Raw genomic sequence first — 18002 nt, forward strand, 5'->3', positions numbered from 1 at the left:
CTGGCCACACCCCCCGGCGGGTCAGGGCGGCGTTTTTTCGTGTGCCCGGCGGCGCGCGGGCATTCCGGGTACGGGCCTGCCGACCCGTTTCTTATCCCGCCGGATATCCGCGAGCTTTCCGCCGTCCGGCCGTTCCGCGGACGGGGATTACCGAAGACTTCCCGATCACCGGCGTGTGACCGACCCTGGGGAAGAATGAAGACGCGCGAGGTTCCCGGGACATGCCCGGCGGGAAGGACGCGCTTTTCCACGGGGGCGATCCGGATGCCGACCGGCGCACCGCACGGACCGGACCCCGGGGGCGGCCCAACTGGTTCAACCAGCACTTCGACGAGGGCGTGCTGCTCGACGGCGTCCTCGCGGGCGAGCTGCGGCTGCCCGCCGGCGACGGCCGCGAGCCCTTCGCCGACGCCGACGACGTGGCGGCCGTGGCCACGGCGGCGCTCCTGGCCGACGGACACGCGGGGCGACCTCGTCGGCCAGATCGGTATGGCAGGGGTCAGTCGGTCACTTCAAAGTGCCTTCTTCCGTGCCCGGAAAACTCCGGGCAAGCTGGCCTGGAGTGAATGATCAGAGATAGGAGCCGTCGTCATGGCGACCAAGGTCGACTCGTTTTCCGAGATCGCCGACAAGTTCTTCGAGTACATCGGTGACATCCGTTACTGCACCATGATCACGGTCGACAAGAAGTCCCGTCCGAGGGCCCGTGTCCTGCTGCCCGTCTGGGAAGTCGTCGACGGCAGACCCGTGGGCTGGCTCGCCGCGTACAAGACGCCGGTGAAGGTGGCGCACCTGGCGAACAATCCCCAGACGACGTACTCGTACTGGAATCCCCGGCAGAACGCCGTATTCGTCGACAGTGTCTCGACCTGGGCCGAGGACATGGAGAACAGGACCTACGCCTGGAATCTTTATCAGAAGGGAAGTCCGGCCGGCGTCGGATACGACCCCTACAACTTCTGGAGCGGCGGCCCGGCCGACCCGAAATACCATGTCCTGCGCATCGACCCGTGGCGCGTCCAGGTACTGCGCGGTTCGGACCTCAGCAGCCGGATCTGGACGGACGAGAGCCACCGCTGAGCGCGTGACGGCCGAAGGCCCGCCGGGAAGCATCCTGACGGCGCTTCGGCGTGGACCGGCCGCGCACGCCGGTGGACAGGACGCGGGTCGTACGGAAGGAAGCGCCGAGACGGGGTAGCAGCACAGTGCGAAGCCGGCCGACTGGAGACCATGCCGCGGGAGGTGACGAGACGTGGACCGACTCGACCGTCATCGGCACGCACTCGACATGATCGACTGGCTGCTGGAAACCGCCTCCTTGCGCGAGTTCCTGCAGCACCTGATCGACGATGCGGTCAGTGCCACGGACGCGGAGGGCTGCGGTGTGACACTGCGGCGGCGGCAGCGCCCGTTGACCGTCGTGAGCACCGGGGGAGTGGCGGACAAGCTGGACGAGAAGCAGTACGGCCAGGACGACGGACCCTGTCTGCAGGCCCTGCGCACCGGCGAGGTCGTGCACGTGCCCGACGTCCTGGAGGAAACACGGTGGGGGTCCTATCCGCGCTTCGCGGCCGGCCTCGGCGTCCGTTCCTCGCTGTCCCTGCCGATTCCGGTGCGCACCCACACGGCCGGGGCGCTGAACTTCTACGCCGCCGGCCCCGACGCCTTCTGCGCGGCCGACCGGCAGACGCTGGCAATGATCGCCGCGCAGGCGGGCGGCGGCATCGCGCTCGCCCAGCGACTGGCCGACGCGGAGCAGTTCACCCGCGACCTGCAGACCGCGCTCGCGTCCCGCAGCGTCATCGACCAGGCCATCGGCAGCGTCATGCAGCAACAGCACTGCACCGCGGAGGAGGCGTTCGATCTGTTGCGCCGGTTGTCCCAGGAGACCAACGTCAAGCTCCGTGACGTCTGCACACGCCTGCTGACCGGCATCGCCGGCCGGCCGCCCACCGGGCAGTCCCCCTTGCGGCCCCGCCCCTGACACCCCGACGTGCACCCGACCGAGTGTTGTCCGGTTCTCGCCATTCCGCGGTAAATGCCTGGACTGGGTAACTCCGCGGACGGGAGACTGCCGACTTCCGAACCTCCGGGAGTGTGATGGGGACAACAGATACGCGAGGACCGACACCGGGCAGGAGCGCGGTGGTTCTGGCACTACGCCGCTACGGCCGGGAACTGCTGCGACTACGACTGCTGGCCCTGCCCGCGCTGCTGTTGCCGGCCGTGGGCAACATCGGCATCCGCTACGTCGCCCCGCTGCTGATCGCCAAACTGGCAGGCCAGGCCGCCGGCGACGGCGGCATCACCCTCGGCCCGGCACTGCCGTACGTGCTGGGCTTCGGTGTGACGCTGCTGCTCGCCGAGGGCGTGTGGCGGATCGGGCAGCACTGTCTGAACCGCGTGGACGCCCTCGGCATGGAACACCTGTACGTCAGCGGGATGGACGAACTCCTGGCCAAAGACGCCGCGTTCTTCCATGACAACTTCGCGGGCTCCCTGACCAAACGGGTGCTCAGCTTCGGCAAGCGGTTCGAGGACTTCGTCGACACGGTGACGTACCGGATCGTGGGCAGTCTCGTCCCCCTGGTCTTCGGTGCCGTGGTGCTGTGGAGCTACGAGCCGATGCTCGTCGCCGGCCTCCTTGTGATGATCGCGCTGACGGTGGTCGCCGCGACGCCTCTCATCCGTCGTCGGCAGAGGCTCGTCAACGACCGAGAGGCGGCGATCGCCCGGGTCTCCGGCCACGTGGCCGACAGTCTCATGAACATGGAGACCATCCGGGCGTTCGCGGCGGAGCGGCGGGAGGCCGACGAGCACCGCAGCCGTGTCGCGGACTCCCGGCGCCTGACGCTCAGGTCGTGGGACTACGGCAATCTGCGCGTCGACACCCTGGTCGCCCCCATGTCCGTGCTGACCAACGTACTGGGCCTGTTCGTCGCCATCGCCTTCGGCGGCTCGGGCCAGGGAGTCGAGGAGATCGTCGTCAGCTTCACCTACTACTCCAACGCCACCCAGATCATGTTCGAGTTCAACCAGATCTACCGGCGTCTGGAAAGCTCGATGACCGAGGCCGCGCAGTTCACGGAGCTGCTGCTGGAGCCGCCCACCGTGCTCGACCCGACGGAACCCGAACCGCTCGCGCCCCGGGACACGGGCATCCGCTTCGAGGCGGTGACCTTCGCCCACACCGGTGCCAAGCCGATCTTCCAGGGGCTCGACCTGGACGTGCCCGCGGGCGCACGGATCGGTCTGGTCGGCAGGTCCGGCGGCGGAAAGACCACGCTCACCCGGCTCCTGCTGCGGATGTCGGACATCGACGACGGACGCATCCTGATCGGCGGCCAGGACATCAGCCGGCTGCGCCAGACCGACCTGCGCTCGCTGATCGCCTACGTCCCGCAGGAACCCGCCATGTTCCACCGCAGCCTGCGGGACAACATCGCCTTCGCCCGGCCCGGCGCCACCGACGAGGAGATCCACGCGGCGGCCGCGGCCGCGCACGTCACGGAGTTCGCCGACCAGCTCCCCGACGGCTTCGCCACTCTGGTGGGGGAGCGGGGAGTCAAACTCTCGGGCGGCCAGCGCCAGCGCGTCGCCCTGGCCAGGGCCATCCTGCGCGACGCCCCGATCCTGCTGCTCGACGAGGCGACCAGCGCGCTGGACTCGGAGAGCGAGATCCTCGTCCAGGACGCCCTGTGGCGGTTGATGGACGGACGTACGGCCCTCGTGGTCGCCCACCGCCTGAGCACCGTCGCCGGCATGGACCGCCTCGTCGTCCTCGACCGCGGACGGGTCGTCGAGCAGGGCAGCCACGATGAGCTGCTCGCGGCGGACGGCGCCTACGCCAAGCTGTGGCAGCACCAGTCGGGCGGCTTCCTCGGCGAGAGCACCGAGCCGGCCCTCGGCCACCCGGTCCCGGAAGCGGGCCTGAGCGGGCTGCCCGGACCGGCCGGCACGCCGCCGGACGGGGGCCGCAGGACATCCTCGCCCGCCGGTACGAGCACCGGGTCCCCCTGATCGAGCCGGTCCGGGTGAGAGCCCCGCGCACCGGCCGACCGGACGCGCGGGGCCCACGGACGCGGGCGGCGGGACTCTTGCCGTCAGTTCACCGAACTCGGCCCGGATCCCGACCGCCGCGTCATCGAGCACGAACCCGGCGGCCGAGCCGAAGCGGCCGTGGAACAGGAGACCGATCCCGGTGTGTCAGTGGCAAGCCATAAGGTGCGCGGGCAACGTCTCGAAGGAGGATTCCGTGGGATTTTCGGGTCACTTGGTCTTTGCCCGTGGTGAGCGTCCGTTGCTGGAAGCCCCCGTGTTCGACAGCATCGACCAGGAGCCGAAGGGCACCGTGCAGGCGTGCCGCCCGCGACCGGGTGGCTGGCAGACACTCCGGTTCGATCACGGACTGTGGGAGGACGACCACCTGCTCGCCCTGGTCGAATGGACCGGCGCACCGGCCTGCGTCGCCCACGTCTCCGACAGCGACGTCGCCCTCGTGACCGGACTGGGAACCGATGGGCAGCGCTGGCAGGCGTGGCTCAACCTGGACAGGGCCGCGGCACTCCTCGCCGAGGAGCCCGAGGACCTGGACGACGTGAGCCTGTGGGTGGGCACCCCCGACTTCGACGAGGCCGTGGGACGCAAGCGCGCGGAGCTGGAGGCGGATGTTCCCGCCGACGCCGAAGGCGCCCTCGCCTGGGCTGCTGCGGCCGGCGTTCCGGCCGCAGCGCAGCGCGCCCGGATAGAGGAGCTCCTGCACTCTCGGGAGACCTTCGCGGAGGATCTCTTCGAGGCGCTGCTGGACGAGCTGGGCTTCCCAAGGGCCACCGAACCCTCGCCAGAGCCATGAGCAACAGGCGACGGGTGCAGACGATGTCCTCGCCGCGGCGCTCCACAAGGCCGTCGGTGAACATCAGGAGCGTCTCACCGGGTGTCAGGCGGCGGGTGGGCAGGTCGTATCCGCCGAGCCCGGTCCCCGAAGGAGGCCCGACCGGGACGGACACCAGCTCCCCGGCACCGTCCGCGGAGCAGGCCACCGGGGACAGGTGGCCGGCGCTCGGCGAGGGCCAGGACACCCCGGGCTGGATCGATCCCCGCCGGCAAGCACGTCGCGGGCCGTCTGCTGCCACTGTCCGTGACCACGGTGTCCAGCCGGCGCAGCACCCGGCGCGGCGGCAGGTCCGTCGAGGCGATGTACGGGAGCATCGAGCGGTACGCGTTCGTCTCGACGGCCGGGTCGGTGTTCACCAGCGCGACGGCCTGCCCGGTCCCCGCCCCGCCGCCCCCCGGCTTCGGTGTTCGCGGTTGACGAAGCCGCCGAGGCGACGATGTCCGTGTGTCACCACCCGGTACGTCAGAACCGCCGCCTCCCGCGAGGCAGCGGTCCTGACGCCGTTTCACCACTGTGGCCGGCTTCGTGTGAAGCCGTCGAAGCCCGACGAGGTTCAGTTCCAGATGCCGGTGATGTCGGAGGCGCTGGCCGCGGCTCCGGCATGGGTGGTCAGACCGGCCAGGTCCTCCAGGGTGCGCAGGGTGTCGTAGTGGTTGTAGCGGGTCGAGGTGGTGCTGCCCGGAGCGACGTGCGCACCGTAGAACACGGTGGCGATGTGGTTGCTGTGCGAGCTGTCGTCCTCGTCGAAGGTGACGGCCAGGATGCTGTTGTGCGTCTTGGCCCAGGTGGCGTAGGCGCCGAGGTTGTTCTGCAGCCAGGTGTCACCTGTGCTGATGGAGCAGTCGTGCATGTCGTTGCACAGGTTCGGGATGACGAACGAGACCTCGGGCAGGGTCGTGTAGTTCGTCGGGAACTGCGTGAAGGTGGACGCCGTGTTCAGCGGGACGTTGCTGAAGGCGAACCACGGGTTGTGCTTCCGGGCGTACTTGGTGGCGGAGTTGGTGCACACCGTGGAGCCCTGGGAGGGCAGGCCCTCGTTGTAGCTGCCCCACGTCTTGCCGGCGGCGATGAGTTCGGATCCCAGGTTCGCGGCGCTGCTGAACTGCGGGGTGTAGCAGTTGTCGTTGGTGATGCCCTGGTTGTTGCCGGAGAACAGGTCCAGGTAGTTCGGCTGGCTGGGATGGGTGATGGCGTACGACTGGGTGAGGTTGCCACCGCCGGCCACCAGGGTGTTGTTGAGGTACGGAGCGCTCGTGCTGCCGATGACCTGCTCGTAGGAGTGGTTCTCGAACACCACCACGACCACGTGGTCGGGGGCGGGAAGAGCGGCGGCCTGTGCAGCCGGGGCGGCGGCCCACACCCCGACCAGGGCGGCGGGGAGGGCGGCGAGGGAGAGCACCCGGCGCGAGCGCTTGATGCGGGACAGCAAGGACACGGTGGACCTCCTGTGGGAGCGGTCGGAAGACAGCGCGGGGGGTTGTCTACTGCTCAGGCGGTCGTCTTTGCTTCGGGCAGTAGGAGAGTAGGGGGGCGCTCCGGAGGTCTTCAGGCTCGCTGAGGTGAAGGCCCGTCAAACAGTTGTCGGCGACCGGGGACGGTACCGGGGCGAGCACATGCCTGATCGCGGCGGCCTGGGTCGGCGGCGGCTTCTAGGATCTGCGGCATGGCGACAAGACTTGTGCAGATCAATATGAAGGCCCAGGACGACTCCGTGCTCGGCCGGTTCTGGGCGGACGCACTCGGCTGGGGTGTCGACAGCGAGGGACCCGGCGTCACCAACCTGGAACCCGTGGGTTTCGCCTACCCCGACCCCGTGGCCGTCTGCATCGACATCGTCGCCCGCCCGGAACCCAAAACGGTGAAGAACCGGGTGCACGTCGATCTGGCCACCACCTCGACCGCCCATCAGGCGGAGTTGGTCGCGCGCCTGAAGGATCTCGGCGCGACGCTCGCCGACGTGGGTCAGGGCGACGTCCCCTGGACGGTCATGGCCGACCCGGAGGGCAACGAGTTCTGCGTCCTGGAGCCCCGCCCGATCTACCAGGGCACCGGTCCGATCGCCGCGGTGGTGGTCGACTGCACCGATCCGCGAGGGATGGCCCGGTTCTGGGGCCAGGCGATGGACTGGACGCTGCACGAGGTCAGCGACGACCACGCGACCATGCGCTCGGCCCAAGGCGTCGGCCCCTACCTGGAGTTCGTTCGCACCCCCGACACCAAGCGCGTGTGGAACCGCGTGCACCTCGACGTCAGCCCCTACCCCGGTGACGACCTGGCAGCAGAAGAAGCCCGCTTGCGCGCCTTGGGTGCCAGGGATCCCGGTATCGACCAGTCCGCCATCTCCTGGACGGTTCTGGCCGACCCGGAGGGCAACGAGTTCTGCCTCCTCACCCCCCGCTGACCAAGAGCAGCGGCTCCGGCCGGTTCCGGGTCAGCGGCGAAGACCCCGTGGCGTCGGCGCCTGCTGCCGGAGGCGGGGACGGTGCCCCCGGTGATCCAGCGCGCGTCATCGGACGCCAGGAAGGTTGCGAGCGTGCCGTAGTCGTCGGTGGGCGCCCGTAGGGCCCGGCGCCTACGGCGGCCTGTGCGCCGACTTTCGGCCACCACCTGGAGCCGACGGCAGTCATTGGTGGTGGCCGGGGCGCCCGGCCCCCCCAACCGGGCGTTCGGAGGATCCCCGCGTCAGCCGGTGCAGCCCGGGATGGGGGTCGGCGCGCAGTTGTTGGGCACGTTGTCGCGCACCGCAGATGTGTTCAGCGTCACCGTGCCACCGGCCTTGAAGATGCCGCCCCCGTCGTTACCCGCGGTGTTGTGCGTCACCGAGGTGCTGTTCAGCGTCGTCGAACCCGAACCGTTGTAGATACCGCCGCCGTCGTGCGCCGCGCTGTTGCCGGATACCGAGGAGGAGTTCAGCGTGAGCGTGCCATCGTTGCCGAGGCCGCCCGCGTCGCCGGTCGAGGTGTTGCCGGTCACCGTGGAGGAGCTCAACGTCGTCGTGCCGCCGGTGTAGGTGTACAGGCCCCCGATGCCCGCGGAGTGATTGGTGCGCACCACGGTGCGGCTCAGTGTCAGGGTGCCGCCGAAGTTGTAGATGCCGCCGACGCTCGGCGCACTGTTGTCGCTCACCGTCGAGCCGGTCACCGTCGCCACGCTGTTGGTGATGATTCCGCCGGCGTTGTTCACCGCTGTGTTGTTGCGCACCGTCGAGCGATCCAGTGTCAGCGTGCCGCCCTGGTCGTTGTTGATGCCACCGCCGTTGTTGGTCGCGTTGTTGTTGCGCACGATGCAGTTGGTCACGGTCAGCGAGCCGCCGTTGTTGGCGATGCCGCCGCCGTTGAGGCCGTTGCCGTTGGTGATGACCAGGTTCGTCAGGCTCGCCTGGACGCCGTTGGTGATCCTGATGGTGGTGTCGGTCTGGTTGCCGTCGAGCACTGCCCCGCCGGTCAGGTTCAGGTTCTTGTTGACGATGAAGTTGCCGACGCAGGTCCCCGAGATCAGCAGCGTCGAGCCGGGGGCGGCGTTGTCGATCGCGGTCTGCAGGTTGTCGGTGGGACAGTGCACCGCAATGGTCTGGGCAGCCACGGCCGGGACCGCTCCGAACAGTCCCGCCGTCCCGGCCATGGCCCCGACCGTTGCCACGGCCGCCCACCGATGTCTCGCTGCCCGGGTTGTGCGCACGTTCATTCGCTCTCTCCTGTCCATGGGCTGTGCGCCCCCGCCGACCCGTTCTGCCGGTACTCGCGGCTCGGACGGGAAGCGCCCTCGCGTCGCACCATGTGTGCCCTCGCCGGGCGAGGCAGGCGCAGGAGGCTGCCGTCGCGTCCCCCGAACGGCGGGGAACCGCGACCGGCACGGCCCACAGGAGCACCCGGGGAGGCGGCCGTCCCGAACGGGGACGTCTTCGCCGGCCGCGTCTCGTCGGCCCCGTCCGCCGGCCGGTCGGGGCCGGGCCGCACCCGGCACCAATCTGCGGCTCGGCGTACGACGTACACGGCCGGCCGCTCTCCCACACAGCGGTGGTGAGAATGAAGCCCATGGACCATCTGCTGCACTTCGACCGCACGCTCGACGAGCTGGACCCGCCCCGCTGGACGCCTCCTGCCGCTGACGCGACCCATTTGATGCGCACAGTGCATGAGCTGCGGTGTGTGCCTTTGGGTGAACTCCGTCCCGCGGATCTGCGCACCCTCATTGCACAGCAGGTGGCACTGCCCTACGTCCTTCCACTCGCCGTGCGCCTGCTGATCGAGGAGCCGCTGCTCGACGCCTACTTCTACGAGGGCGACCTGCTGCTCACCGCCGTCGGTGCCCCGGCCTCGGCCTGGGCCCTGCTGCCAGAGCTGGGCGCGCGGCTGCGGACCGTCGTCTCGGCACTGCCGGAGACGGCGGTCGCCGGCCTGCCACGCGGCGCCGCGGAGGAGCTCGCCCGCTTCGTTGGTGAACCCGCACCGCCTTCGACCTGAATCGGACCCTTGGGGCTACCGCCCGCCCGGCGTCGAAGGCTGCCCGGAAAGGCGATGCGACCTGGTACGAACCCTCTGGCGGGTCGACGCGGTCAGTTCAGTCCGGCAGGTTCAGTTAGGCAGGTTCAGTTCGCAGCGGGGTCGTGAGCGCTGTCGCGGGTCGTGCGCCGCACCCCGGTCGGCTCACCGGTCCCGCCGTCGTCGGAGGCGCTGCTGGACGGGCCGGCGGTCATGGTGGTGACTGCTTCGGCGGCGGTGGCATGGACCGGCAGGACGGCGTCGACACCCGTGAGGACGAGCATCCGCATCAGGCGGTCGGGGACGTTGACGAGTCCGAGTGCACCGTGCACCGCCTCGGCGGCGTGCCAGAGGCCGATGAGCGCGCTCAGACCGGCGGAGTCGCAGAAGCCGACCTGTGACAGGTCCAGGATCAGGCGCGGACATCCTCGCTCGATGATCTCCGAGGCTTCGCGGCGCAGGGTGTCCGCGGTGCGCGTGTCCACGTCCCCGGCGACTGCGGCGATCGCGACGCCGGGACGGGGGTGCTGGACGGTCAGCTGCAGCGTGTCGGTCACGTCGGTCATCACTCCTGGCCGAAGTGGTCGGGCGCGGCGGCGGTGTGTGCGGTAGCGACGACACTGCCGTTCGGTGTGGCGTGAGGGTGGGGGACTGACAGGGCAAGCAGAGCCACGTCGTCGCCGGCTCCGTCGGGCAGCGAGGCCAGCAAGGTGATGCTGTCCTCGACCAGGGAGGTGGCGGTGACGGGCCCGGTGCGCTGGTGGAGGAAGCCGGTGAGGCCGTCCTCACCGAGTATGGCGCCCTTGGCGGTACGGGCTTCGGTCAACCCGTCGGTGTAGAGGAACAGGCTCTCCCCGGCCGTCAGAGAGAACGTGGTCTGGGCAAAGGGTGCCTGGGGAAAGGCGCCGACGAGCATCCCGCCCTGGGGGTGTACGGACCGCACCCAGACGGCGCCGCTGTCGTCGGGGCGCACGTGGTAGCCCGGCGGGTGGCCGCCGGTGGCGACGGTAACGGTGAAGCCGCCGTCCTCCCGGGGCTCCAGGAGGCCGAAGAGGACGGTGCAAAAGCGCCGGCCGGCGGTGACGTCGGTGAGCAGCATGGTGTTGAGCGCGCTCAGCACCGTGACGGGATCGGCGTTGATCTGGGCCGCGGCGCGCAGGGTGTGGCGGGCCAGGGCGGTGACGGTCGCCGCCTCGGGCCCCTTGCCGCACACGTCGCCGAGGAAGAACGCCCACCGGTCGCCGTCGAGGGGGAAGACGTCGTAGAAGTCGCCGCCCACGTCATGGGCGGAGGCGGTGCGGTAGTGGCAGGCCAGTTCCAGGCCCGGCACCACGGGAAGGGCCGGGGGCAGCAGGGTGCGCTGGAGGGTGGAGGCGAACGCGGCGATGGCGGCCTTGTCCCGCTCTGCCTTCTCCCGCGCCGCACGTTCCGCCTCGGCCCGCGCCCGTTCCGCCTCGGCGTGCCGCGTCTCCGCCTCCCGGCGGGCCTGCTCCTCGCGCAGGGCGCGCAGCGCCGACAGCCGTAGCTCCATCTCGTCCAGCACGATCGCGGCGAGATCGGCAAGAGTGGCAGTGTCCTCCTCGGTGATCGAGCGCGGCCGGGTGTCGAGGACGTTGACCGTGCCCAGCCGGTGCCCCTCCGGGGTGGTGATCGGTGCGGCGGCGTAGAAGCGCACCCCCATCTCCCCGGCGACCAGCGGATTGTCCACCGCGACGGGGTCCTGCAGAGTGTCGGGGATGACCAGGGTGTCATCGAGCAGGATCGCCGAGCCGCACAGGCCCGGCTCACGACCGATCTCCGCGACACCCTCCAGACCGTGGGCGGCCTTGAACCAGATGCGGTCGGTATCCACTATTGTGACGGTCGCCACCGGCACATCGAAGAGCCGGGCGGCCATCGCAGCCACCCGGTCGAACGCCCCGTCGGGCGGAGTGTCGAGGATGTCGTAGCGGCGCACCGCCGCGATACGGGCCGCCTCCACATCCGGATCAGGGACCAGCTCGGGGCGGCGCCCGGGAGCCGGGTCGGTGGCCGACGCATGCTGCGTCATCGGCTTCCCTCCGTCGATGGGCTGCCGCCGTGAACGGCACGAACGACGCAGCCTAAATCGACCACAAGCCCAAACGCCAATGCCGCCGCCAGCCGGGAACCCGGCCGCGGCCTCCCGTGCGATGCGCCGGTTGGTATCGGCGGACGGGTCCTACCGGTGGAATCTGACTGCTGTGCTTGCTGACCGCGGTGTGCTGACCACCGTGTGTGGACCACTGGCCGGTGACGGTGCGTTGCTGATCTCGGGCTGACCGGTTGTGTCTCGACAGCGGCTGCACCGCACAGCTCTTCCTCACCTGGGACGAGGAATGCCTGCAAGTCACCGTGCACGACGCTTCGACCCGGCTACCTGAGCGACGCCAAGCCACTGACAGCGCTCTTGGCGGCCGGGGCCTGCTTCTAGCCGATGCGCTGGCCGACCGATGGCAGGCCCGCCGGGCTGCGGGCTGGGGCCGGGAGCGAGGACGCGCCCCGGAGATCGCGCAGGTTCCTGTCGCGCGTGCCTGGGCCGCCTCCGACCGAAACGCCTCCGCGCCGTCGTCCCCCTCCTGCCGGGGCCGGACGCCGTCGTCCAGGCGATCAACAATGGCCTCCTCGACCGCCCGAACAGCCACGGAACCGGCTTCGTCGCCCTCGTGTACGGCCACCTCGCGCCCGCCGTCGGCGGGGGCCTCGACATCACCCTCGTACGCGCCGGTCACACGGAGTCTGCCGCTCTGCACCGACGGTCTCACCGGAGCTCGCAACCAGCACGGGGAGCAGTGACTGCCACCTCAGCCGTCCAGTAAGCCTCCGCAGGAGTATGAGCGTCACAGCGGGTAGGCGAAGAGAGGCGACAGCTAATGCACGTGATCAAAACGGCAGAGAACCCAGCACGGAGTCGCTTCGCATGACTATCACGCTCAGCAAAAGGACACCGGGAGACCAGCCGTCTGAGGCGCCTTGGCGCTACAGCGCCTCCTGGGGTTCCAGGGGAACGCGCATCACCGATGCGCGCCATGCCGTGCGTTCGCTGCTGGCGCGGGCAGGACACCATCCGCGCAAGCGGCCCAGCCACGACGCCCAGCTCGTCGTCAGTGAACTGGTCACCAACGCCGTCCGCCACGCACCCGGCCCGGGTGAACTCCTGCTGGAAGTCACGCCGGACGCCGCTCACCTGCGGATCGTCGTCTGCGACAGCTCCCCTCTGCCGCCCCGTCTCCAAGCGCCCGACGCCGGCCGCATCGGCGGACACGGCCTGAACCTGGTCACCCGGCTGTGCGAGCAGGTGTACACCATCGCCCTGAAAACCGGGAAACGAGTCGTAGCCGACCTTCCCCTCCATCCAGCTGCCGGCTGACATTCAGGCGGCGACCATTCAGCGGGCGCGTCGGGGGCCGGGACGATCGCGAAAACGGGCCGGGATGATCGCGAAAACGGCGCACCGAACGTAGCCTGACGCCCCCGCCGGGCAAGCGTCAGGCCGATGGGCGGAGGTCGATCCGGGCGACGACCCGTTTGCCAGCCGCCTCAGCCCGAACAGTGAGGTCGGCCGCAACAGCCTTCACGATCTCCAGGCCGTGCCGGCCCACCCGATACGGGTCCGCCTGCTCAGCCACCGGAATTTCCGGATGGCTGTCCCACACCTCCACCTCCACCGCAGCCTCCGCCCGACGCAGCCGCAACAGAATGGGGCCGGGCGCGTACTTGCAGGCGTTGGTGACCAATTCACTCACCACGAGCTGAGCCAGGCCCAGGATGCACTCCGACACCGCCGAACCACAGCCGGCGGTTGCGAGCCGGTTGAGAAAGACGGCAGTTCGGTGACGGGCCTCGGCGATGCAGGAACCGTCTCCCGACAGGGCGATGGTCTCCTCGACCGCCGTTGTCTCCGGTCCTTGGCAACACTCGTGCCCCGGGTCTCCGCCCATCCGTCCTGCCACTCCCGCCTCAGTCGCGTACGCGTCCTCCCGGGCGGGTATCCCGCGCGCGCAAGGTGTACCTGTGGCAGGGCCATCCGGGTGCACTACCAGTACCACGCGGGAGCAGATCCTCGTCGAGGAGGTGCCGCAGGGCGGCACCGACACATGCTGAGGGGCTGTGACGGACAACGACGATCGGCACCTTTCCATGCAGCCGTACCGGTAACGTCAGAGTGCTCACGGCGTGCGGCCAGATCGATCTCGACAGCGCCCCACAGCCGCTGGATGCCCTGACCGCCGATCTTTCACGATCGTCGGCCTCACCGAGGTCATCCCCTGTACCCCCTCCGCGAAGCCCTTGCCGCCTGCCCCGGCAGCCGGAGGAACCGGACGTGGCTGATGCCCGCCAGGACCGCGGCGGACATCAGAACGGCACCTCGGAGAAGATCAGCTGGTCGTGAGCATGCCCTCGCGCAGCCGGGCCAGGCACCGGGACAGCAGTCGCGAGACGTGCATCTGCGACACACCCAGGCGCTCGCCGATCTGGGCCTGGGTCAGCTCCTCCACGAACCGCATGTGAAGGAGCTTCCGGTCACGCGCGCCGAGTTCGGCGATCATGGGGGCGAGGGCGTGACAATCCTCCACCAGCTCCAGCGCCGCGTCCTCGGTGCCGATGAAGTCCTGCAGGGCGCTCTCGCCGTCCTCGCTGCTGTTCATTGCGGCGTCCAGGGAGGAGGAGTTGTAACCGTTGGATGCCAAGCGGGCCTCGACGACCTCCTCTTCGGACAAGCTCATCAGCGCCGACAGTTCCTTGACCGTCGGATCACGGTCGAGCCGGGTACGCAGCTCCTCCGTGGCCCTGGCGAGCTGGACGCGGGCCTCCTGAAGCCGACGCGGCACATGCACGGCCCAGGTCGTGTCGCGGAAGAAGCGCTTGATCTCACCCACGATGTAGGGCACCGCGAACGAGGTGAACTCCGCCTCCCGTGACAGCTCGAACCGGTCGATCGCCTTGATCAGCCCGATCATGCCGACCTGGACGATGTCCTCCATCTCCTCCGGCCCCCGGCTGCGGAACCTGCCGGCCGCGTAGCGGACCAGGGACATGTTCATCTCGATCAGCGTGTTGCGAGCGTAGCTGTACTCCGGCGTGCCCTCCTCCAAGACCGCCAGCTGCTGGAAGAACAGCTTCGACAACTCCCGAGCATCCTTGGGTGCCATCCGGGAAGGATCGGCGATTTCCGGCAACTCGGCCGTCCGCGTCTCCGGTGCCAGCGTGCTGGGCGCCATGCCGATTCCCCTCCCACGTTCGTTCTCACACTGCTGCCTGCCGAAACGGCCCGACGACGCAGCGCATACCCCTTGATCCCACACTCACGCCTGCTCCCTGAGCGAACGGGGCCTCCTGGCGGTTCTCGTCAGGTGCGCTTCGTGGGATTCTCCTACGTGATCCGGGGGCCGTTTCGTTTTCCGGTGTTTCCGGTGCGGCCCGTGCTTCCAGCAGGCCGGAATGCGACGGCACCGTCACGTTCCGAGGAGTCGGGACTTGTCGAGGGGAAAGAAGGCCGGTATACGCAGGTCGAAAGACGGCGCCCACCGGGGTCCGTAGGGGGCTCCGCCGCGGGATCCGTGGGGATCGCGGCGACCCGGGCGTCCACCGGCGTCGGCGTACGGCCGCGTGGTCCGACCTCGCCGGTGCCGCGGGCAGGGCCGCCACGGACACGACGTGGTCCGTGCACCGGGAGGGCGGGGCACCGGTGAGGGCCTCGTGGAGCATGCACGCCAGGCTGCACTGGCCGGACCTGCCGTCGACCGGCCGGCCGGCGGTCCGCTCGGGCGCCACGTGGTCGAGGGTGCCGACGAACTCGCCGGCGGTGGTGAACCCGGTGAGCGACGCCATCGCCGTGGGGGCCGGCACGACACGGACCTGACACCGACCGGCGAGTTGATGCCGATGTGATGGGCCAACGATCAGGAGTCGCCCGGACCGGGACCGGCTCGCCGGTCGCATGCGGCCATCCCCAGCCGGGCGGAATGATCAGGGCATGCCCCGCCGCACCGTGTCGTGATCGTCTCCTTCCCCGGCATCCAGCCGCTGGACGTCACCGCCCCGGCCTAGTGTTCTTCGTCTTCACCCAAGTCGCCGGAGACGACCGGCCCCGGCTACCTCGTGTGGATCGCGACGGCGGACGGCGGCCCGGCGGTCACCTCCAGCGGTGGAATTACCGGGATGCCGTGCCCCGACGGCAGAACCGCCATAGCTTGCGGACCGGCCTCTGCGCCATAGCGAAACCGGAACGGTTATCGCTTGAATTATTCCTTCGCAGCCCCCATGGATCCACTCGATCACCCGGGCTGGGCGCCGACCCCGAGCAGGCTCGCATCCAGTCGGGGGTGTGTTCTTCCTCGGTCTGGGCCGACCATGGATGAAGGCAGAACGCCCGCCGGTACGGCACGAGCCAAGGCGCCGAGCGGGAAGGGAAACGAGACATGGGCACGACGGACTCCTCCCGAGCGGACGACGGCCGGTCACTGACGGGTCCTGCTGCGCCACCCAGTGGCCTGCTCGATCTGCTCAGCGTCGCCGCGGTGGTGCTGAATGCGCAGGGCCAGGTGGTCTTCTGGAGCCGGAAGGCCGAGGAACTGTTCGGCTACACCGCGGCGGAGGCGTTGGGTCAGCACGCGGCTGGGCTGACGGTCCACGAGGAGCACCGGGACGCGGTGATCAAGCTGCTCGCCGACGTCATGGAATCCGGCACCGACTGGGCAGGGGCCTTCCCGATCCGGCACAAGGACGGCAGCACCCGTCTGGTGGAGTTCCGCAACATGCGGCTGCTGGACGACCTCGGTGACGTCTACGCCCTGGGCCTCGCCGCGGATCAGGCCGCTGTGGAGCGGGTCGAGCGAGATGCCGCCCTGGCCATGCGGCTGGTGTCCCAGTCCCCGGTCGGGCTGGCCATTCTGGATCCGGACCTGCGGTACCTGGCCGTGAATCCTGCTCTCGAACGCATCACCGGCCAGTCCGCCGCCGAGCGTCTCGGCCAGCCGGTCGGCGAGGCCCTGAGCTACCTGGACACGGATCCCGAGGCCCGACTGCGCCGTGTCCTGGAGACGGGCGAGTCGGTCGTGGACCGGCACATCGTCTGCCGTCCGCCCTCCGACCCGGATCATGAGCATGCCTGGTCCGTCTCGTACTACCGGCTGGAGGATTCAAGTGGACGGGTGCTGGGCCTGGCGTACTCCGTCATCGACGTCACTGAGCGTCACCGAGCCGCCATCGAAGCCGCACAAGCCCGGCAACGACTGGCACTGATCGCCAGAGCCTCTGCCTGCGTGGGTAGCACCCTCGACCTGGAGACGACAGCGCGCGAGCTCGCCGACCTCGTCGTACCCCTCCTGGCCGACGTGGCCGCCGTGGACGTACTCGACAGCGCCCTTCAGGGCCGCACGGCGCCACAGACGGGCCCTGCCCGGTTCCGTGCCCTTGCCGTCCGCGCGGCCCATCGCACCGAGGCCCTCCGTGCGGCCGATCCACCCGGGGAACTCGCTGTCTACGACGACGAGCGCCTCATCTCCCGATGCGTACGCACCCGCCAACCGGTCCTGGTGCCCCGCGCCACTCGTCGGGATCTGGATCACATCGCCCGCCATGGTGAGGCAGCCTCCCTCCTTGCGGCGGCCGGCGTGCACTCCTACCTGGCCGTACCACTCGTGGCCCGGGGCGAAGTCCTCGGCGCCCTCGACCTCAAACGCACCCGGAATTCCGCGCCTTTCGATGACGACGACGCCGCCTTCGCCTCGGAGTTGGCCGCCCGAGCCGCGGTCTGCATCGACAACGCCCGCGGATACCAGGCTCAGCGCCACGCGGCCCTCACCCTCCAGCGCAGCCTGCTCCCTGAGCCTCCATCGCACTTGCCGGGCCTGGACGTTGCCTGCCGCTACCAGCCCGCCGGGGTCACGAGCGAGATCGGCGGCGACTGGTATGACGCCATACCTCTGCAGGGGGACAAAACCGCCCTGGTCGTCGGGGACGTCATGGGCAGTGGCATCAACGCCGCCGCCACCATGGGCCAACTCCGCAGCACCGTCCGTGCGTTCGCCGAACTCGGCCTGGCCCCCGCAGAGGCCCTTCGTCACCTCGATCACCTGACCGAGGGCGTCGAGCAGACCATCACCACCTGCATCTACTGCGTCTACGACCCTCACCAGGGCACGTGCCAGATCTGCCTCGCCGGCCACCTTCCCCCGGCTCTCATGCGAGCCGGCCACGCGGCGCACCTGCTGGACATGCCCACCGGCGCACCGCTGGGCGTGGGCGGGGTCCCCTTCGAGGCCACCACCATCCCCTTCCGCCCCGGCGACGAACTGGTCCTCTACACCGACGGCCTGGTCGAAACCCGCAGCGAACCCATCGACGCCCGCCTGGGCACCCTTGTCGACACCCTGACCGCGACCCGTGGGCACGACCTGGATGACACCTGCAACCGCATCCTGGAGATCCTGCGGCCGCCCGGCGGGGAGGACGACGTCGCCCTGCTCATCGCCCGAGCACAGGCTGACCAATCATAGGGAGGTTCCACGCGCCTGAACCGGCGGCGAGCCCAGCCGCCGGCAGCACAGGCTGCAAGTGTGCAACACAAGCGGACCGGGTATCAGGGCAACTCCCGCCCACTCCTT

The 18002-nt window shown here is 69.6% G+C and carries 17 protein-coding genes and 1 pseudogene; 11 read left to right on the forward strand and 7 right to left on the reverse strand.

The features are described from left to right. Window positions 1-221 precede the first annotated feature (221 nt). The 5 genes from S1361_RS40400 (at window position 222) to S1361_RS39470 (ending at window position 4852) form a co-directional block, all read left to right on the forward strand. The gene (locus tag S1361_RS40400) at window positions 222-566 is read left to right on the forward strand and encodes a hypothetical protein (RefSeq protein ID WP_208035294.1); all 345 of its coding nucleotides are present in this window, start codon (window positions 222-224) and stop codon (window positions 564-566) included. A gap of 25 nt (window positions 567-591) precedes the next feature. Then, window positions 592-1080: a pyridoxamine 5'-phosphate oxidase family protein gene (locus tag S1361_RS31600; RefSeq protein WP_208035295.1), complete on the forward strand. Its 489-nt coding sequence runs from the start codon at window positions 592-594 to the stop codon at window positions 1078-1080. 172 nt (window positions 1081-1252) lie between these two features. After that, complete coding sequence (locus S1361_RS31605; RefSeq protein WP_341829355.1) at window positions 1253-1984, forward strand: GAF and ANTAR domain-containing protein; 732 nt, start codon at window positions 1253-1255, stop codon at window positions 1982-1984. 116 nt (window positions 1985-2100) lie between these two features. Next, a complete protein-coding gene (locus S1361_RS31610) occupies window positions 2101-4020 on the forward strand; it encodes an ABC transporter ATP-binding protein (RefSeq protein ID WP_208035296.1) in 1920 nt (639 codons plus the stop codon). Between the two features lie 295 nt (window positions 4021-4315). Continuing rightward, window positions 4316-4852, forward strand: coding sequence for a hypothetical protein (locus tag S1361_RS39470; RefSeq protein WP_243769369.1), 537 nt, complete (start codon window positions 4316-4318; stop codon window positions 4850-4852). 61 nt (window positions 4853-4913) lie between these two features. Here the strand turns inward: S1361_RS39470 and S1361_RS40405 are convergent. After that, a pseudogene (locus tag S1361_RS40405) lies at window positions 4914-5132 on the reverse strand (PP2C family protein-serine/threonine phosphatase); the annotation flags it as partial. Between the two features lie 5 nt (window positions 5133-5137). On the opposite strand from S1361_RS40405, the gene S1361_RS40410 reads away from it, so the two are divergent. Then, window positions 5138-5311: a hypothetical protein gene (locus tag S1361_RS40410; protein ID WP_208035297.1), complete on the forward strand. Its 174-nt coding sequence runs from the start codon at window positions 5138-5140 to the stop codon at window positions 5309-5311. A 136-nt stretch (window positions 5312-5447) separates the two neighbouring features. Here S1361_RS40410 and S1361_RS31625 read toward each other — a convergent pair whose 3' ends face one another. Further along, window positions 5448-6329 (reverse strand): alkaline phosphatase family protein, encoded by an 882-nt coding sequence (locus S1361_RS31625; RefSeq protein ID WP_208035298.1) that lies wholly within the window; start codon window positions 6327-6329, stop codon window positions 5448-5450. A 228-nt stretch (window positions 6330-6557) separates the two neighbouring features. Here S1361_RS31625 and S1361_RS31630 point away from each other — a divergent pair, with 228 nt between their 5' ends. Beyond that, window positions 6558-7295, forward strand: a complete 738-nt coding sequence (locus S1361_RS31630) for a VOC family protein (RefSeq protein WP_208035299.1) — start codon at window positions 6558-6560, stop codon at window positions 7293-7295. A 281-nt stretch (window positions 7296-7576) separates the two neighbouring features. Here the strand turns inward: S1361_RS31630 and S1361_RS31635 are convergent, their stop codons facing one another. Continuing rightward, a complete protein-coding gene (locus S1361_RS31635; protein WP_208035300.1) occupies window positions 7577-8515 on the reverse strand; it encodes a right-handed parallel beta-helix repeat-containing protein in 939 nt (312 codons plus the stop codon). A 413-nt stretch (window positions 8516-8928) separates the two neighbouring features. On the opposite strand from S1361_RS31635, the gene S1361_RS31640 reads away from it, so the two are divergent. Next, window positions 8929-9357: a contact-dependent growth inhibition system immunity protein gene (locus S1361_RS31640; protein WP_208035301.1), complete on the forward strand. Its 429-nt coding sequence runs from the start codon at window positions 8929-8931 to the stop codon at window positions 9355-9357. 125 nt (window positions 9358-9482) lie between these two features. On the opposite strand, the gene S1361_RS31645 is transcribed toward S1361_RS31640, so the two are convergent. Next, window positions 9483-9941, reverse strand: a complete 459-nt coding sequence (locus S1361_RS31645; protein ID WP_208035302.1) for an STAS domain-containing protein — start codon at window positions 9939-9941, stop codon at window positions 9483-9485. Beyond that, window positions 9941-11425 carry a PP2C family protein-serine/threonine phosphatase gene (locus tag S1361_RS31650; protein WP_208035303.1) on the reverse strand — a complete coding sequence of 495 codons (1485 nt, stop codon included), beginning with the start codon at window positions 11423-11425 and terminating at the stop codon, window positions 9941-9943. The genes S1361_RS31645 and S1361_RS31650 overlap by 1 nt, the downstream gene beginning before the upstream one ends. Before the next feature lie 888 nt (window positions 11426-12313). On the opposite strand from S1361_RS31650, the gene S1361_RS31655 reads away from it, so the two are divergent. Then, window positions 12314-12763 carry an ATP-binding protein gene (locus tag S1361_RS31655; RefSeq protein WP_208035304.1) on the forward strand — a complete coding sequence of 150 codons (450 nt, stop codon included), beginning with the start codon at window positions 12314-12316 and terminating at the stop codon, window positions 12761-12763. A 118-nt stretch (window positions 12764-12881) separates the two neighbouring features. Here S1361_RS31655 and S1361_RS31660 read toward each other — a convergent pair whose 3' ends face one another. Together S1361_RS31660 and S1361_RS31665 are read right to left on the reverse strand one after the other, a co-directional pair. Next, window positions 12882-13334: an ATP-binding protein gene (locus S1361_RS31660; protein WP_208035305.1), complete on the reverse strand. Its 453-nt coding sequence runs from the start codon at window positions 13332-13334 to the stop codon at window positions 12882-12884. Between the two features lie 438 nt (window positions 13335-13772). Next, window positions 13773-14615: an RNA polymerase sigma factor SigF gene (locus S1361_RS31665; protein WP_208035306.1), complete on the reverse strand. Its 843-nt coding sequence runs from the start codon at window positions 14613-14615 to the stop codon at window positions 13773-13775. A 478-nt stretch (window positions 14616-15093) separates the two neighbouring features. Here S1361_RS31665 and S1361_RS40415 point away from each other — a divergent pair, with 478 nt between their 5' ends. Beyond that, window positions 15094-15285 carry a hypothetical protein gene (locus S1361_RS40415; protein ID WP_208035307.1) on the forward strand — a complete coding sequence of 64 codons (192 nt, stop codon included), beginning with the start codon at window positions 15094-15096 and terminating at the stop codon, window positions 15283-15285. Between the two features lie 530 nt (window positions 15286-15815). Further along, window positions 15816-17894: a SpoIIE family protein phosphatase gene (locus S1361_RS31675; protein ID WP_208035308.1), complete on the forward strand. Its 2079-nt coding sequence runs from the start codon at window positions 15816-15818 to the stop codon at window positions 17892-17894. Window positions 17895-18002 lie beyond the last annotated feature (108 nt).

The organism is Streptomyces cyanogenus (assembly GCF_017526105.1).
Taxonomy (GTDB): domain Bacteria; phylum Actinomycetota; class Actinomycetes; order Streptomycetales; family Streptomycetaceae; genus Streptomyces; species Streptomyces cyanogenus.

Coding starts and splice junctions, on each gene's coding strand:
- S1361_RS31660 (WP_208035305.1), bottom strand. CDS start 13,334: ATGGGCGGAGACCCGGGGCACGAGTGTTGCCAAGGACCGGAGACAACG.
- S1361_RS31630 (WP_208035299.1), top strand. CDS start 6,558: ATGGCGACAAGACTTGTGCAGATCAATATGAAGGCCCAGGACGACTCC.
- S1361_RS31635 (WP_208035300.1), bottom strand. CDS start 8,515: ATGGCCGGGACGGCGGGACTGTTCGGAGCGGTCCCGGCCGTGGCTGCC.
- S1361_RS31655 (WP_208035304.1), top strand. CDS start 12,314: ATGACTATCACGCTCAGCAAAAGGACACCGGGAGACCAGCCGTCTGAG.
- S1361_RS31610 (WP_208035296.1), top strand. CDS start 2,101: ATGGGGACAACAGATACGCGAGGACCGACACCGGGCAGGAGCGCGGTG.
- S1361_RS31645 (WP_208035302.1), bottom strand. CDS start 9,941: ATGACCGACGTGACCGACACGCTGCAGCTGACCGTCCAGCACCCCCGT.
- S1361_RS31640 (WP_208035301.1), top strand. CDS start 8,929: ATGGACCATCTGCTGCACTTCGACCGCACGCTCGACGAGCTGGACCCG.
- S1361_RS31650 (WP_208035303.1), bottom strand. CDS start 11,425: ATGACGCAGCATGCGTCGGCCACCGACCCGGCTCCCGGGCGCCGCCCC.
- S1361_RS31675 (WP_208035308.1), top strand. CDS start 15,816: ATGGGCACGACGGACTCCTCCCGAGCGGACGACGGCCGGTCACTGACG.
- S1361_RS40400 (WP_208035294.1), top strand. CDS start 222: ATGCCCGGCGGGAAGGACGCGCTTTTCCACGGGGGCGATCCGGATGCC.
- S1361_RS31600 (WP_208035295.1), top strand. CDS start 592: ATGGCGACCAAGGTCGACTCGTTTTCCGAGATCGCCGACAAGTTCTTC.
- S1361_RS31665 (WP_208035306.1), bottom strand. CDS start 14,615: ATGGCGCCCAGCACGCTGGCACCGGAGACGCGGACGGCCGAGTTGCCG.